General features: G+C 63.6%; 13 protein-coding genes. 7 read left to right on the top strand and 6 right to left on the bottom strand.

Translation table 11 applies throughout. The features are described from left to right. Positions 1 to 14: 14 nt before the first annotated feature. From AC070A_RS01685 to AC070A_RS01675, 3 genes are all read right to left on the bottom strand, one after another. The gene (locus tag AC070A_RS01685; RefSeq protein ID WP_309239026.1) at positions 15 to 569 is read right to left on the bottom strand and encodes a DMT family transporter; all 555 of its coding nucleotides are present in this window, start codon (positions 567 to 569) and stop codon (positions 15 to 17) included. A gap of 74 nt (positions 570 to 643) precedes the next feature. Continuing rightward, positions 644 to 985: an EamA family transporter gene (locus AC070A_RS01680; protein ID WP_255571027.1), complete on the bottom strand. Its 342-nt coding sequence runs from the start codon at positions 983 to 985 to the stop codon at positions 644 to 646. Next, positions 982 to 1,557: a TetR/AcrR family transcriptional regulator gene (locus AC070A_RS01675; RefSeq protein WP_058327140.1), complete on the bottom strand. Its 576-nt coding sequence runs from the start codon at positions 1,555 to 1,557 to the stop codon at positions 982 to 984. The genes AC070A_RS01680 and AC070A_RS01675 overlap by 4 nt, the downstream gene beginning before the upstream one ends. Before the next feature lie 305 nt (positions 1,558 to 1,862). On the opposite strand from AC070A_RS01675, the gene AC070A_RS01670 reads away from it, so the two are divergent. The 4 genes from AC070A_RS01670 (at position 1,863) to AC070A_RS01655 (ending at position 5,086) form a co-directional block, all read left to right on the top strand. Further along, positions 1,863 to 3,266 (top strand): DUF1254 domain-containing protein, encoded by a 1,404-nt coding sequence (locus AC070A_RS01670; RefSeq protein WP_057253800.1) that lies wholly within the window; start codon positions 1,863 to 1,865, stop codon positions 3,264 to 3,266. A 173-nt stretch (positions 3,267 to 3,439) separates the two neighbouring features. Then, entirely contained in the window at positions 3,440 to 4,135 is a 696-nt protein-coding gene (locus tag AC070A_RS01665; RefSeq protein WP_057254411.1) for an SOS response-associated peptidase, read from the top strand. Positions 4,136 to 4,145: 10 nt separating this feature from the next. Next, a complete protein-coding gene (locus AC070A_RS01660) occupies positions 4,146 to 4,424 on the top strand; it encodes a hypothetical protein (RefSeq protein WP_057253802.1) in 279 nt (92 codons plus the stop codon). 56 nt (positions 4,425 to 4,480) lie between these two features. Then, complete coding sequence (locus tag AC070A_RS01655) at positions 4,481 to 5,086, top strand: histidine phosphatase family protein (RefSeq protein WP_057254414.1); 606 nt, start codon at positions 4,481 to 4,483, stop codon at positions 5,084 to 5,086. A 67-nt stretch (positions 5,087 to 5,153) separates the two neighbouring features. Here AC070A_RS01655 and AC070A_RS01650 read toward each other — a convergent pair whose 3' ends face one another. Beyond that, positions 5,154 to 6,077 (bottom strand): bifunctional helix-turn-helix transcriptional regulator/GNAT family N-acetyltransferase, encoded by a 924-nt coding sequence (locus AC070A_RS01650; protein WP_057253804.1) that lies wholly within the window; start codon positions 6,075 to 6,077, stop codon positions 5,154 to 5,156. A 353-nt stretch (positions 6,078 to 6,430) separates the two neighbouring features. Between AC070A_RS01650 and AC070A_RS01645 the strand changes: the two genes are divergently transcribed. Continuing rightward, positions 6,431 to 8,167 (top strand): adenylate/guanylate cyclase domain-containing protein, encoded by a 1,737-nt coding sequence (locus tag AC070A_RS01645; protein ID WP_057253806.1) that lies wholly within the window; start codon positions 6,431 to 6,433, stop codon positions 8,165 to 8,167. 212 nt (positions 8,168 to 8,379) lie between these two features. Here AC070A_RS01645 and AC070A_RS01640 read toward each other — a convergent pair whose 3' ends face one another. Continuing rightward, the gene (locus AC070A_RS01640; protein WP_057253807.1) at positions 8,380 to 9,033 is read right to left on the bottom strand and encodes a hydrolase; all 654 of its coding nucleotides are present in this window, start codon (positions 9,031 to 9,033) and stop codon (positions 8,380 to 8,382) included. Between the two features lie 155 nt (positions 9,034 to 9,188). Between AC070A_RS01640 and AC070A_RS01635 the strand changes: the two genes are divergently transcribed. After that, the gene (locus AC070A_RS01635; protein WP_057254416.1) at positions 9,189 to 10,082 is read left to right on the top strand and encodes a LysR family transcriptional regulator; all 894 of its coding nucleotides are present in this window, start codon (positions 9,189 to 9,191) and stop codon (positions 10,080 to 10,082) included. A 322-nt stretch (positions 10,083 to 10,404) separates the two neighbouring features. On the opposite strand, the gene AC070A_RS01630 is transcribed toward AC070A_RS01635, so the two are convergent. Beyond that, positions 10,405 to 11,316 (bottom strand): LysR family transcriptional regulator, encoded by a 912-nt coding sequence (locus AC070A_RS01630; protein ID WP_057253809.1) that lies wholly within the window; start codon positions 11,314 to 11,316, stop codon positions 10,405 to 10,407. Positions 11,317 to 11,626: 310 nt separating this feature from the next. Here AC070A_RS01630 and AC070A_RS01625 point away from each other — a divergent pair, with 310 nt between their 5' ends. Further along, the gene (locus AC070A_RS01625; protein WP_113479424.1) at positions 11,627 to 13,069 is read left to right on the top strand and encodes an MFS transporter; all 1,443 of its coding nucleotides are present in this window, start codon (positions 11,627 to 11,629) and stop codon (positions 13,067 to 13,069) included. The last annotated feature ends 24 nt before the right edge of the window (positions 13,070 to 13,093 follow it).

The raw sequence follows: 13,093 nt of genomic DNA, 5'->3' as shown, positions 1-13,093 counted from the left end.
CAAGGCTTCCGGCTTCAGCGGGTGTGGAGCGCCGCGTCGATCGCGGCATCGGATCGCTCAGGCTTGGCGCGGCGATGCCGCCCCGGCACCGGAACGGTCAGGACGAAGAGCGAGCCGACGATCAGGCCGATACCCACCCAGCCCTCGGCCGGCAGGCGCTCGCCGACGATGACGACCGCAAGCACGGCGGCAATGACCGGTTCGAGCAGCGACAGCGTGGTCGCCATGGTGGCCGACACGCGGGCGAGACCATAGGCGAAGAGCACATAGGCGACGAGCACCGGCACGAGCGCCATGTAGACGCCGACGGCGATGTTCGTCCACGACGCGAGCAGCGGCGCGCCGGTGAAGGCGAGCACCGGCAGGAGAGCCACGCCGCCGACGCCGAAGATCGAGCCCATGGCGGCGCGCGGCGGGATGCCCGCCTGCATCAGCCGGCGCGCTACCCAGGAATAGAGCGCATAGAGCAGGCCGGAGACGAGGCCGAGCAGAACGCCGTAAAGGACCGCCGCCGCGTCCTGAGCGTTTCCGCCGCCGTGGCCGGCGCTTTCGGAAAAAGTGAGAAGCACGGCGCCAGCAAGGCCGGCGGCAGCGCCCAGTAGCCAGCGGGTCGTGAGCTTCTGGCCGTCGAAGATGCGCTCGATCAGCGAGGCTGCCAGCGGCGCCGAGCCGATGGAGATGACGGTGCCGATGGCGACGCCGCGAGGTGCATGGAACTGTAGAAGGCGAGTGGATAGATCGCGACCGAGAGCGAACCGAGGACCAGCATCGGCCATTGTGCAGCGATCCGGCTGCTGCTCTTGACGATCGAGTGCAGCGCCGTCAGCGCCAGGAGCAGGCCGCCGAAACCCATGGCGACGGCGCCGATGCCGAGCGGGCTGACACCTGCGGCAAAGGTGGCAGTGGTGCCGGTCGTGCCCCAGAGGGCGGAGGCGATCAGCACGCAGGCAAAGCCGACGAAAGAAACGGAATTCTGGGAGGTCATAGCTGGTCCATGATGGAGATGGCGATCCTGCGCGCGGATTTCAGCCTGATGTCGTTGCCGTCAAGGCCGGCGCGGGACATCGCGCCTTCGAGCAAGAAGGAGAGATGCTCTGCGGTTTCGTCGATCGCGGCCCCGGCGTCGGGCCGCATCTCGCTGAGATACTGCTTGAACAGCGTTTCGACCTCGTCCTTCTGCAGGGCGACGATGGCGCGGGCGGGGTCACCGACGGAAAGCTCGGCTGCGGCATTCAGCAGCCCGCAGCCGCGGAAGCCCCAGGAGTAAGCCATCTCGGCGTGGTCGACATAGCTATCGAAGATCGCCAGCACCCGGTCTCGCGGCGTTGCCGCGTGTGCCAGGCGCTCACGGTAAAGCTCCTGCCATTCCTTGTGCCGGGCCTCGATATAGGCATTCACCAGATCGGTCTTGGACGAGAAGTTGTTGTAGAGGCTCATCTTGGCGACGCCCGCATGCGCGGTGATTGCATCGATGCCGGTGGCACCGACCCCATCTCGATAGAACAATTCGGCCGCGGCCTTCAGCAGGCGCTCGCGCGCCGGCGCTTTCTCGCTCATCGCTTTCTCCAAAACGTTAGGTAGACCGATCTACCTAATTTGTCCTGATGTCAAGGGCCGGATGTAAGGGGCCGGATGCCAAGGGCGCTATGCCAAGGGCTCAATGCCAAGGCAGTGTCCGGTCTGAGGAGGAGCCGGCGATCACGGGCCTGGTTTTCTGATTTAGGTAACTGTTACGTACTTCCGCGGCGAAAAGGCGGGAGGTCTACTTCCCAGCGGTTCATCGCGGTGGAAAGATGCGGCCTGGCGTCACGCCGCATTGCGTTTCGCGCTTCAGATGGACATTGCCGAAAGTGAGGATCCACATGCTTCGGGTTGCCTTTACAGCGCTTGCGCTCCTTGCCGGAACGGCGAGTGTCGTCGCACAGGACGTTTCGCCGGAAAGTCTTCAGCGCCGCGCCGTCGAGCGCCGGGCGACGGAGGCGGTCATCTGGGGCATGCCGGCGGTCAACGCCGACCTGATGCTGCAGGAGGCGCTTTCGAAGACCAAGGCCAAGGTCAACGAGATCGTCTACTGGTCGCGGCCGGTCAACTGGAAGAACCAGACGCTGACGCCGAACCCGGACGCGATCTACTTCATGTCGTTCTGGAACGTGAAGGACGGACCCATCGTCATCGAAATCCCGCCGGCAGAAGGCGGATCGATCGCCGGCAACATCGTCAATGCCTGGCAGATGCCGCTTGAGGATGCCGGGCCGGAGGGAGCGGACAAGGGCAAGGGCGGCAAGTACCTGATCCTGCCGCCGGACTACATGGGCGAGGTGCCGGAGGGCTTCATTCCGCTTCGCTCGGACACCTTCACAGGTTTTGCGCTGCTGCGCTCTAACCTGAAGAGCCATGCCGACGCCGATATCGAAAAATCGGTCGCCTATGGCAAGAAGATCAAGATCTACCCGATGCCGGTGACCGACAAGCCGCCGGAAACGGTCTTTACAGACGCCTATGATGTGCTGTTCGACAGCACCATCCGCTACGATGCGAGATTCTTCGACAACCTGAACCGCGTCGTGCAGACGGAGCCCTGGCTCGAACGCGACCGGGTGATGATCGATCATCTGAAAACGCTCGGGATCGAGAAGGGCAAGCCCTACCAGCCAAGCGACGAGACGAAGAAGCTTCTCGACGCGGCGGCCGCCGAGGCCAAGGCCGAGCTTTCCGCACGCTATGACGCTGGCTTCCCTGTGATCAACGAGGGCATCCGCTGGTTTCCGGCCGGCCTGCCGGACATGGTGGCGGCCGCCACGGACGCCTATGCCGACCCGAACAGCTATCCGGTCGACGCCCGCGGCGTGACCTACACGCTCGGCTTCACCGGCATCAAGCATATCGGCACGGCGCAGTTCTACCTGACGGCCAACAAGGACAAGGACGGCAACGCCTTCGACGGCAGCGCCAATTATCGCCTCGTCGTGCCGAAGGATGCGCCGGTCAAGCAATACTGGTCGGTGACGGCCTATGACCGCGAGACCCATGCTCTGATCCGCAACATGGACAAGGCAAGTGTCGCCTCGATCGGGTCAGGCGTTCAGAAGAACGCCGACGGCTCGGTCGAGGTCTTCTTCGGCGCCAAGGCGCCAGCGGGCAAGGAGGCCAACTGGGTGCCGGTCGATCCGAGCCGCAAGTTCGAGCTGCTCTTCAGGCTCTACGGCCCGGAAAAGCCGCTGTTCGAAAAGAGCTGGAAGCTGCCCGATGTCGAGAAGATGAAGTGACGCGCTAGAAGAGGGCGCTGGCGCCAAACTTCTTGGAGCCCGGAGAGGGCCATGGGCTACGGCCGTTGACCCGGAGCGGCCGGGCTATACCTTTTGCCTGCGGCTCCGGCGCCTGTTGAATGCGCAAAGCCGATGCTGCCGTTCGTTTTGCCGCCGGTTCCAGAGGAGCGATCATGTGCGGACGCGTCTATCTGAAGACCAATCTCGAGGGATTGCTGCGCGCCTTCGGCTTTGCGACGCGCGGCGGCGTCGAAGCGCTCGCCAACCAGTTTCCGCGCTATAACGGCGCGCCGACGCTGATCTATCCAATCATCATCCGCGACGTGATCCGCGATCCCGATCTCTTCGGCCCGGTCTTCGTTTCGGCGCGCTGGGGGCTGATCCCGAGCTGGACGAAGGATCCGAAGGCAGGGCGGCCGCTCGTCAACGTGCGCAGCGACACGATCGCGACGAAGTTCCGTTCGTCCTATCAGCGGCGCCGCTGCCTGGTGCCGATCGACGGCTTCTTCGAGTGGAAGGACATTCACGGCACCGGCAAGGACAAGCAGCCCTATGCCATCGCCATGAAATCGGGCGAACCCTTCTGCCTTGCCGGCATCTGGGAGACATGGCGCGACCCGGCAACCGACGAAGATATCCGCACCTTCGCGATCGTCACCACCGATGCCAACGCCATGATCGCCGATATCCACGACCGCATGCCGGTGATCCTTCACCCTGAGGACTACGAGCGCTGGCTTTCGCCAGAGCCGGAAGCCCCTGACCTGATGAAACCGTTTCCGCCTGATCTGATGACCATGTGGAAGATCGGCAGCAAGGTGGGCTCGCCGAAGAACGATACGCCGGATATTCTCGATCCGGTGGAGTGAGAGAATCATCTTGCTGAAGAACGAAGACCCCGTTTACGTACTGTACTTGGTCGTACCTGTACTCGCCGCATTTCTGATCCGGGAAACCTATTGGTTCATCTGGTCATTGCGCTTTTACAAAGGCAATGGCTGGGATTTTACCGTCGATTTCGGGCCGAAGATGTACAAGGGAGATTCGACCGATCCTGACTTTGAGATGTCGCCTCGGGAAAAATTACTCTATGGCTATCCTATGGGCATACTTATTTGGGCTACCTTGTTAGCCGGTTTCTCCATCCCTTTGTTCTGAGCGAAACTCCGGTGGACCGAACCAACGCTTCCCTTTCAAAGTCGGCTGTGCCGACCGTGATCTACCTTCTGCGCCACGGCGAGACCGTCTGGAACACCCTTGGCCGCTTCCAGGGGCAGCAGGATTCGCCACTAACCGGACGCGGGCTTGAGCAGGCGGATTTCGTTGCGCGGCTGCTATTGGAGGAAATGACGGACGATCCGCATACTGTCGAGTTGCACGTCAGTCCCCTCGGCAGAACACGGGAAACAGCGGAGCGGGTGCAGCGCGTGCTGCCGCTGGCGCGTCGCGAGGACGCACGCCTGATGGAGGTTTCCGTCGGTTCCTGGGACGGTCTGACGATGTTCGAGATCGACAACGAGTTTCCGGGCGTGCTCGACGGTTCCGACGCCTTCGACTGGTACTTTCGATCGCCGGATGGAGAGAGCTTCGACGCAGCCTGCGCCCGGGCAAAGAGCTGGCTCGCCGATATCAAGGGGCCGACGGTCGCGATATCCCACGGGCTCTTTGGCCGGCTGGTGCGCGGCGTCTATGCCGGCCTCTCGCGGCGGGAAATGCTGGAACTGCCGGTTCCGCAGAACGGATTCTACCGCCTCTGTGACGGGACGTTCAGCCTCGTCAGCGGCTCGCCGGTGCGTGCCCCATCACTGCAAACGCAGTAAACGGGTGCGCCCGGCGGGACGACATGGCCTTCGGCCTTCTGTCGCGTGCAAGCCGCCGGCAAGATCCTCACAGATCGCGTGCCCACGTCTGGCCGGTAAGATCCTTGCCGAAACTGTGGTGCTGCTCTTCCTCGATCAGCGCGAAACCGGCCTTCTCATAGATGTGGCGGGCAGCGTCGAGGCCGGCATTGGTCCACAGCACCATGCGCCTGTAGCCCTGAAGGCGGGCGTGTCGCATGCATTCCTCGACCAGGCGGCGGCCGATACCGAGGCCCCGCGCGCTCGGCTCGACATAGAGTAGCCGGAGCTTTGCCGTCGTTGCGTCGTGCCGGACGAGAAACACCGAGCCGACCACCTTGCCATCCTTTTCAGCGATCCAGCACCGGTCCGAAGCGGGGTCGTAGTCGCGCATGTATTTGACGATGATTTCCGCGACCAGGGCCTCGAACTCGGTGCTCCAGCCGTATTCCTGCGCATAGAGCGCGCCCTGGCGATGGATGATCCAGCCCATGTCGCCCGGTTGCGGATCGCGCAGGATATAGCCTGGCGTCCGCTCGTCCCGCAGCAGGCTCTCGATCTCGCCCATCGCGGCGACCAGTTGCCGCTGTTCCGGCACCGAGAGCTTTTCCAGCATGGCGACGACTTCGCGCTGGGAGGCATCCTCCAGCGGCTGGAACGTCGCGCGCCCCGCTTCCGTCAGTTCCAGCTGTGCGACCCGGCCGTCCGCCGGCGAGCGTGTCTTTTCGACCAGTCCCTTCTTCTCGAAGCCGGCGATGACCCGGCTCAGATAGCCGGCATCGAGGCCAAGTTCGCGGCAGAGGTCGGTTGCCGTCAGCGCCGGCCGGTGCGCCAGTTCATAGAGAATGCGAACCTCCGTCAGCGAGAAGGCGCTGGCGAGCAGGTGCTCGTGCAGCAGGCCGATCAGGCGGGTGTAAAACCGGTTGAAGCGCCGCACCGTCTGGGCGCGGTCGTCGATTTGTTGCGGAGACATGCGGTGACGCCTTCATAAAGTTGCCGTGAGCATATAAATAGTTGCCTAAGTCAATTAATGTCAAGTGGAGACGGCACCGTAGGCCCCAAGGCTCGACGACCTGAACGGGAATCTGCTCTGACCCAGGCTTGCTTCGCGAGCAGCTTTCGAGAAGCCTCGACCGCCTGGTTCGTCGCTCGATGCCGCAATCGAATGATGCGCAGCGCCGGGTTGCTTCCGGACACTTGCTCCCTCTTGATTTGGTGAGTGCTAATTTAGGTAGGCGATCGCGTCGCCGTACGATAGTATTCTGCGGTGATCTCCTTGGTCCGGAAGCCCGGAACGGGCCGCTTTTCAAAGTGTTTGGCAAGCCCATGGAGCAGAGACTCGCCGCAGTGCTGGCGGCCGACATGGCCGGCTACAGTCGGTTGATGGAGGCCGACGAAGCGGGCACGCTTGCGCGGCTCAGAACCCACCGCATCGAGCTCATCGATCCGGCGATCGCCAAGAACAAGGGCCGGCTGATCAAGACCACCGGCGACGGAATGCTGGTCGAGTTCCAGAGCGTGACCGATGCGGTCAAATGCGCGGTCGAGATCCAGCAGCGCATGAAGCGGCGCAACAGCGACGTGCCGGAGGACCGGCGGATCGAATTCCGCATCGGCATCAATCTCGGCGACATCATCTTCGAGGACGACGACATCTTCGGTGACGGCGTCAACATCGCCGCGCGCATCGAGCAACTGGCCGATGTCGGCGGCATCTGCGTGACCGCCGCGGTGGCGACACAGGTGGCCGACCGCCTCGAACTGCCGATCGAAGACCTTGGCGAGAAGATACTGAAGAACATCAGCCGCCCCGTGCATCTCTATCGCATCGGGCCCGAAGGCGTGATCCTGCCGGCTTCGCCCGACGAGGCCGATGCGAAAAGGGCCGTCTGCAAGCCGACGATCGTGGTGCTGCCGTTCGACAACATGAGCGGCGACCCGGATCAGGAGTTCTTCGCCGATGGCCTGACCGAAGACATCATCACTGCGCTGTCGCGCCGCCATGAGCTCTTCGTCATCTCGCGCAATTCGAGCTTCGTCTACAAGAACCAGCCGGTCAACGCGCGCGAGGTGGCCGCACGGCTCGGGGCGCAATACCTGGTGGAAGGCAGCGTTCGCAAGATCGGCGAGAGGGTGCGCGTCACCGTCCAGCTCATCGACGCGCTCAACGACGCCCATATCTGGGCCGACAAATACGACCGGCAGCTGGACGACATCTTCGCCATTCAGGACGAGGTGACGGCGGCGATCGCCGCCACCTTGCCGGGCCGCGTCGAGGCCGCCCAGCGCGACCAGCTCTCCCGCACGAAGCCGGCCAACATGGCGGCCTATGAATGCGCGCTCGCCGCCAAGGTGCTGCACCATCGCAGCACCGTCGCCGACAACAGCCAAGCCCAATCGCTGATCGACCGGGCGGTGGCACTCGACCCCGGCTATGCCCATGCCCATGCCTGGCGGGCCTGCATCCTCGGGCAGGCCTGGGTCTACGGATGGTGCGCCGACAAGGACGCGACCTGGGTGGAGGTCAACGCCGAACTGGAACGGGCGCTGGCGCTCGACGACAACGACGCCGACGTGCACCGCATCCTTGCGGCCGTCAACGTCAACAACAACGAGCTGACGATGGCGCGCTATCACCAGGAGCGGGCGCTCTTCCTCAACCCCAACTACGACCTTGTCGTGGTGCAGCAGGGCGAACTCCTGACCTGGCTCGGACGGCCCGAAGAGGGGGTGGAATGGATCCTGAAGGCCATGCGCCTCAACCCGCATCATCCGGAGCGGTTCTGGAGCCACCTCGGCAAGGCCCATTTCGCCGCCCGCCAATATGGCGAGGCGATCGAGGCCTTCATGCATCTTACGAGCATGGACGAGACGCAACACGCCTTCGTCGCCGCCTGCCACGGCTGGCTCGGCGACAACATTGCGGCGAACGCGCATATGGAGAAGGTTCGGACGCTGGCGCCGACGTTTGGGATCGAGACGTTTCTTTCGACGCTGCATTATGCGCAGGAGAGCGATGCGCAGCATTTGCGTGAGGGGCTCACCAAGGCTGGGGCGGGGTGAGCTGTCTCGACGCCAGGCGACGGGCATTGCGCGATGACGGTCGCCCTGGTGGCGCCCGGAAAAACGACTGTAGCTCGCCACGATTTTCTGGAATTTTGACCGCCAAAGCCGGAAAAACTGCAATTCCAGTTAGCGACGCTGGTCGCGTTTCTAGCGACCAGCCCCAGTTTCAGAGGCCGCTCAAATGGGCAGCCTTGAGAATTCGCCACGGATCAGCCTGCGTTGCTCGGTATCGGCGTGTTGAGCAGTTGTTGCTCCCACAGGAACGCGATGCCGCTACCAGCGGCATGATGCTTGAGCACGTCCGTCAGCTCGGCGGCATGCTGGGTGCGGGCCCAGTCGCGCTGCCATTCGGACGCCAGCGCCAGCCAGGTCATCATGTTCGCACCGGCCGCGATCATCCGTTGGATAGCGACCTCGTGAGCCTCGACCGAAGTCCCTCCCGAAGCGTCGGTGATGACCGTCACGTCCCAGCCTTCGCCGAGGGCCTGGATCACCGGCATCGCGACGCAGATCTCGGTCCACAGGCCGGCGATGATCAACTGCTTGCGGCCCGTCGCCTTGACCGCATCCACCACCTTCCGGTCCTCCCAGGTGTTGATGAACGTCCGGTCGATCACTTCCTGGCCCGGGAACACATTGGTGATTTGCGGGAAGATGAGACCGCCACGCTCAGCGATCACGCTGGTCAGGATGGTCGGTACGCCGAAGGCCTTGGCGGCCTTCGCCAGAGCCGTCGAATTGTTGACCACCATCTGCGGATCGTGGCTGTTTAGGTTTGCGAGCTGGTAGGGCTGATGGTCAATCAGAACGAGTACGGAATCCTCCGGGCGAAGAAGCGAAGCAAGGCCGTTACGAAAGGTCATGAATACATCCTCTGCTGGCGTTTTGTGTGAGGTCGGCTTACCGGCAGACATGCGCTGACAGCGGCGCTGCCTACGAAACGGACACTGCCATTCCCATTTTTGATACGGTAGCCTTCGTTTGTGCCAAGCTGTGTCGCGAAATGGGGAACGCCAAAGTGGATATCGAAGATCTGCGGACATTCGTGGAAGTGGCTGATGCTGGGGGCGTTTCGCCCGCCGCGCGGCGGCTGGGCGTCTCCAAGTCAATGGTCAGCCGGCGGCTCGTCCGACTTGAAGCGGAACTTGGCGTGCAACTTCTTGCACGAACAACCCGCGGCGCAGCTCTCACAGAAGCCGGGATCACGTTTCGGGACCATGCAGCCAGAGTCTGTGCCGAGATCGACATGGCAAGGGAAACGATCCTACCCGCCGGTGACCTTTGCGGCCGCTTGAGAGTTGCTGTGCCGCTTTCTTTCGGCCCGACCCACTTCGCGCCCGTACTCGCGCAAATGGCGCAACGCCACCCGCAGCTCCATATCCATGCCGCCTACAGTGATCGCTTCGTCGATCTCATCGCGGAGGGCTTTGATTGCGCGATCCGGGTTGGGTATCTCCAGGACTCTAACCTGGTCGCAAGACGCGTCGGGCCGATCTACGGGAAGTTGGTCGCGAGCCCGGACTATGTCAAAACGCATGGTTCCCCCGAGACGCTGGAGGAACTCGTCGCCCATCAGGCCCTCATGCAAGGAACGGAGGGCTGGCAATTTATGGATGGCGACAAGATCATTACGGTTTATCCGCGGGGGCGCTTCAAGGCCGACAACGCCCTAGCTCTCGCCGCCGCTGCATTGACAGGACTCGGCATCGCGTGGCTCCCCGATGGCGTCACCCATGAATATATAGCCTCCGGCGCGCTGGTTCCGGTCATGACACGCCATCCGCCACCTCCGGCAGGTGTATATGTTATCCGTCCGCCGGGGCAGCATCCCGCAAGGAAGGTACGTGTCCTCACCGAAATGCTGATCGAGTGTTTCGAACAAACTCCGGACCCTGCGGGCGTCGGTCTCTAAGACACGACCGGTGCGCAGCCCCGGCCGATCTCAATCGATGTCAGGATGCGGGGATGATCGGTCGTGGCGAATGTCCACGTTGGTTTGGGGGCACTACGGCGCCGCGTTTTTTATCAGACGCCCAAAGGTCGCTGTAGCGCTTTGATTTGCTGCACGTCTTTGTCCTTAGATCGAGGTCGATTTAAGGAGACATGCAGTAGGGATAGCGCGGGATCTTCCGCTGACGATTCATCATCGCTGGCTCGACCTATTCCGCATCCGTTAGTCTGACGTGACCTAATTCCTCGAACATGCAAGTGATACGTCCATTGGTCAGGTGAGATCAGCCGCGGATCCCTCCAGCTCCACCCCCACACACCTCCCGCACACACAACCTTAACCACCGGTGCGCTGGATCCGCGTCGAGGCGGGGGTGCCAGATCAGCGAGATGGTGATCTCGGGCAGGGTGACCGGCAGGGGGAAGGTGAAGAGGTTTTCGCGGAGTGTTCCGGTGTAGCGTTCGGGGACGCTGGCGATGAGGTCGGTGGCGCGGGCGAGCGCTAAGGCCTCGGAGAAGCTGCCGACGGATGTGGCGATCTCGCGTTTGAGGCCGAGGGGCTGAAGGGCGGCGTCGATCGGGCCGGTGTCGTTGCCGCGTCGGGAGACGTGGACGTGGCGGCCTCTGGCGTAGCGGGCGGCGGTGATCTCGCCGCTCGAAAACGAGTGGCCTGATCGCACCACGCCGACGAAGCGGTCGTGGAAGAGGGCCTGCGCCCGAAGCTCCGGGCCTGTCGCTTCCCCAATCACGCCGGTTTCGAGGTCGACGCTGCCTTCGCGCAACGGGCTGCTTTCCCGGTCGAGTTTCTGCACGAAGCGAAGGCGCACGCCGGGGGCTTGCCTGGCTACGCGGGCAATCAGCGCCGGGCCGAAATTCTCGACGAAACCCTCGCGGTTCCTGAGCGTGAAGGTGCGGGTAAGCGTCTTCAGGTCCAGGCTTTCGGCGGGGCGGAGGCAGGCTTCGGCCGCTTCGACCAGCGGGCCGACGCGGGCTGCGAGTTCGAGGGCCCTTGGCGTGGGCACGAGGCCACGGCCGGCGCGCACCAGCAGCGGATCGCCGGTCGCCTCGCGCAGCCGGGCCAGCGCCCGGCTCATGGCGGATGGGCTGAGCTGCAGGCGCCTGGCGGCGCGGGCGACGCTGCCTTCCGAAAGCAGCACATCAAGGGTCACGAGCAGGTTGAGGTCGGGTCTGGTCATGGCCTTTCATAGCATGAGTTCGACCATGATGTGGCGTCAAACGCACGAATGAAGTGCAAATGCTGCGCCTTCCGCCCTATGTTTCAGGAGATTAGGTTCTCGGGGAACCGAATTTGGAGGGTTTCCCGATGCTTACACGCCGACTGGCGCCCATGGCCCTTGGCCGTTTTCCGATGTCCCCGATGCCCCGGTCCAATCGCATGGGATTGCCGCATAAACAGAGTCACGAAGTTGCTCTAACTCTTTATTTTCAAGGGATTTTCTGTGCGAGAACTGCGCGTCGCGAAGCCTTGTGCGCGGGAGGTGGCCGATGACCTCGACAGACACCACCATGCCCCCGGCCGCTCTAGCGCCTTCCGTTCGCTGGGTGCTCGCCAGCCTCTCGCTTTCCATGCTGCTCTCCTCGCTTGGCACCAGCAGCGCCAATGTCGCCCTGCCGGCGCTGGCGGACGCTTTCGGCGCGTCCTTTCAGGCGGTGCAATGGGTGGTGCTTACCTATCTGCTGGCGATCACCACGCTGATCGTCAGCGTCGGGCGGCTTGGCGATATCGTCGGCCGGCGGCGGCTGCTTATTGCCGGTATCGCGCTCTTTACCGCGGCTTCCGTCCTTTGCGGCCTCACGCCAGGCTTTGCACTACTGATTGCGGCGCGGGGGGTGCAGGGGATCGGCGCCGCTATCATGATGGCGCTGACCATGGCCTTTGTCGGCGAGGCGGTGCCGAAGGCGAGGACCGGCAGCGCCATGGGCCTGCTCGGCACCATGTCGGCGGTCGGCACAGCACTCGGGCCCTCGCTTGGCGGTGCGCTGATTGCCGGTCCGGGCTGGCGGGCGATCTTTCTCGTCAACGTGTCGCTTGGTCTCGTGGCGCTCTTTCTCGTCCGTCGGCATCTGCCGGCCGACCGGAAGACTGAGGGCGGGCAGCGCCCGCGCTTCGATGTGCCGGGCACGCTGCTGCTGGCGTTTTCGCTCGGCGCCTATGCGCTGGCGATGACGCTGGGGCGCGGCAGTTTCGGCGTGCTCAATGTCGTGCTGCTCTCGGCCGCGGCTCTCGGGCTTGGGCTGTTCCTGCTGGTCGAAACGAAGGTCGCCTCGCCGCTCGTCCGGCCGTCGATGTTTCGCGACCCCGCTTTAAGCGTCGGGCTTTCGACCAACGTGCTGGTCTCGACGGTGATGATGGCGACGCTGGTGGTCGGGCCGTTCTATCTCTCCCGCGGGCTCGGGCTCGATGCGGCGACGGTCGGGCTCGTCATGTCGGTCGGGCCGGTCATCTCGGCCTTCGGCGGCGTGGTCGCCGGCCGGATTGTCGATCGGCTGGGGGCGCGATCGGTGGTGACGGCCGGTCTCGTGGCAATGGTCGCGGGGTGTGCTGCTCTTGCGCTGCTACCGGATCTCCTTGGCGTCGCCGGCTATATCGCGGCGATCGCGATGCTGACGCCCGGCTACCAGCTGTTCCAGGCGGCCAACAACACGGCCGTCATGGCCGACGTCGGCCCGGACCAGCGCGGCGTCGTTTCCGGCCTGCTCAACCTTTCGCGCAATCTCGGTCTGGTCACCGGTGCATCGGTCATGGGCGCGGTCTTCGCCTTGGCCGTGGCCGCAAGCGATATCGCCAAAGCCGCGCCGGAGGCGGTCGCGGGTGGCATGCGGGTGACCTTTGTGGTCGCGGGTGTGCTGACCGTGATCGCACTGGCGATCGCGGCCGGGAGCCGGGTGTTGGGCGGAGCGAGCATGGGCTCTCGTAACGCCTCGTGACAAGGGACGGATGCGGGATCACGA

It is taken from the genome of Ensifer sp. GW101-20A05 (assembly GCF_059424735.1).
Note: the sequence above shows the minus strand (reverse complement) of the source record. Positions and strands in the feature narration are given on the sequence as shown.

What these genes read in the sequence shown, in the direction of transcription:
- AC070A_RS01680 (WP_255571027.1), bottom strand. Translation starts at nt 985, where the DNA reads ATGACCTCCCAGAATTCCGTTTCTTTCGTCGGCTTTGCCTGCGTGCTG.
- AC070A_RS01675 (WP_058327140.1), bottom strand. Translation starts at nt 1,557, where the DNA reads ATGAGCGAGAAAGCGCCGGCGCGCGAGCGCCTGCTGAAGGCCGCGGCC.
- AC070A_RS01670 (WP_057253800.1), top strand. Translation starts at nt 1,863, where the DNA reads ATGCTTCGGGTTGCCTTTACAGCGCTTGCGCTCCTTGCCGGAACGGCG.
- AC070A_RS01665 (WP_057254411.1), top strand. Translation starts at nt 3,440, where the DNA reads ATGTGCGGACGCGTCTATCTGAAGACCAATCTCGAGGGATTGCTGCGC.
- AC070A_RS01650 (WP_057253804.1), bottom strand. Translation starts at nt 6,077, where the DNA reads ATGTCTCCGCAACAAATCGACGACCGCGCCCAGACGGTGCGGCGCTTC.
- AC070A_RS01645 (WP_057253806.1), top strand. Translation starts at nt 6,431, where the DNA reads ATGGAGCAGAGACTCGCCGCAGTGCTGGCGGCCGACATGGCCGGCTAC.
- AC070A_RS01640 (WP_057253807.1), bottom strand. Translation starts at nt 9,033, where the DNA reads ATGACCTTTCGTAACGGCCTTGCTTCGCTTCTTCGCCCGGAGGATTCC.
- AC070A_RS01630 (WP_057253809.1), bottom strand. Translation starts at nt 11,316, where the DNA reads ATGACCAGACCCGACCTCAACCTGCTCGTGACCCTTGATGTGCTGCTT.
- AC070A_RS01625 (WP_113479424.1), top strand. Translation starts at nt 11,627, where the DNA reads ATGACCTCGACAGACACCACCATGCCCCCGGCCGCTCTAGCGCCTTCC.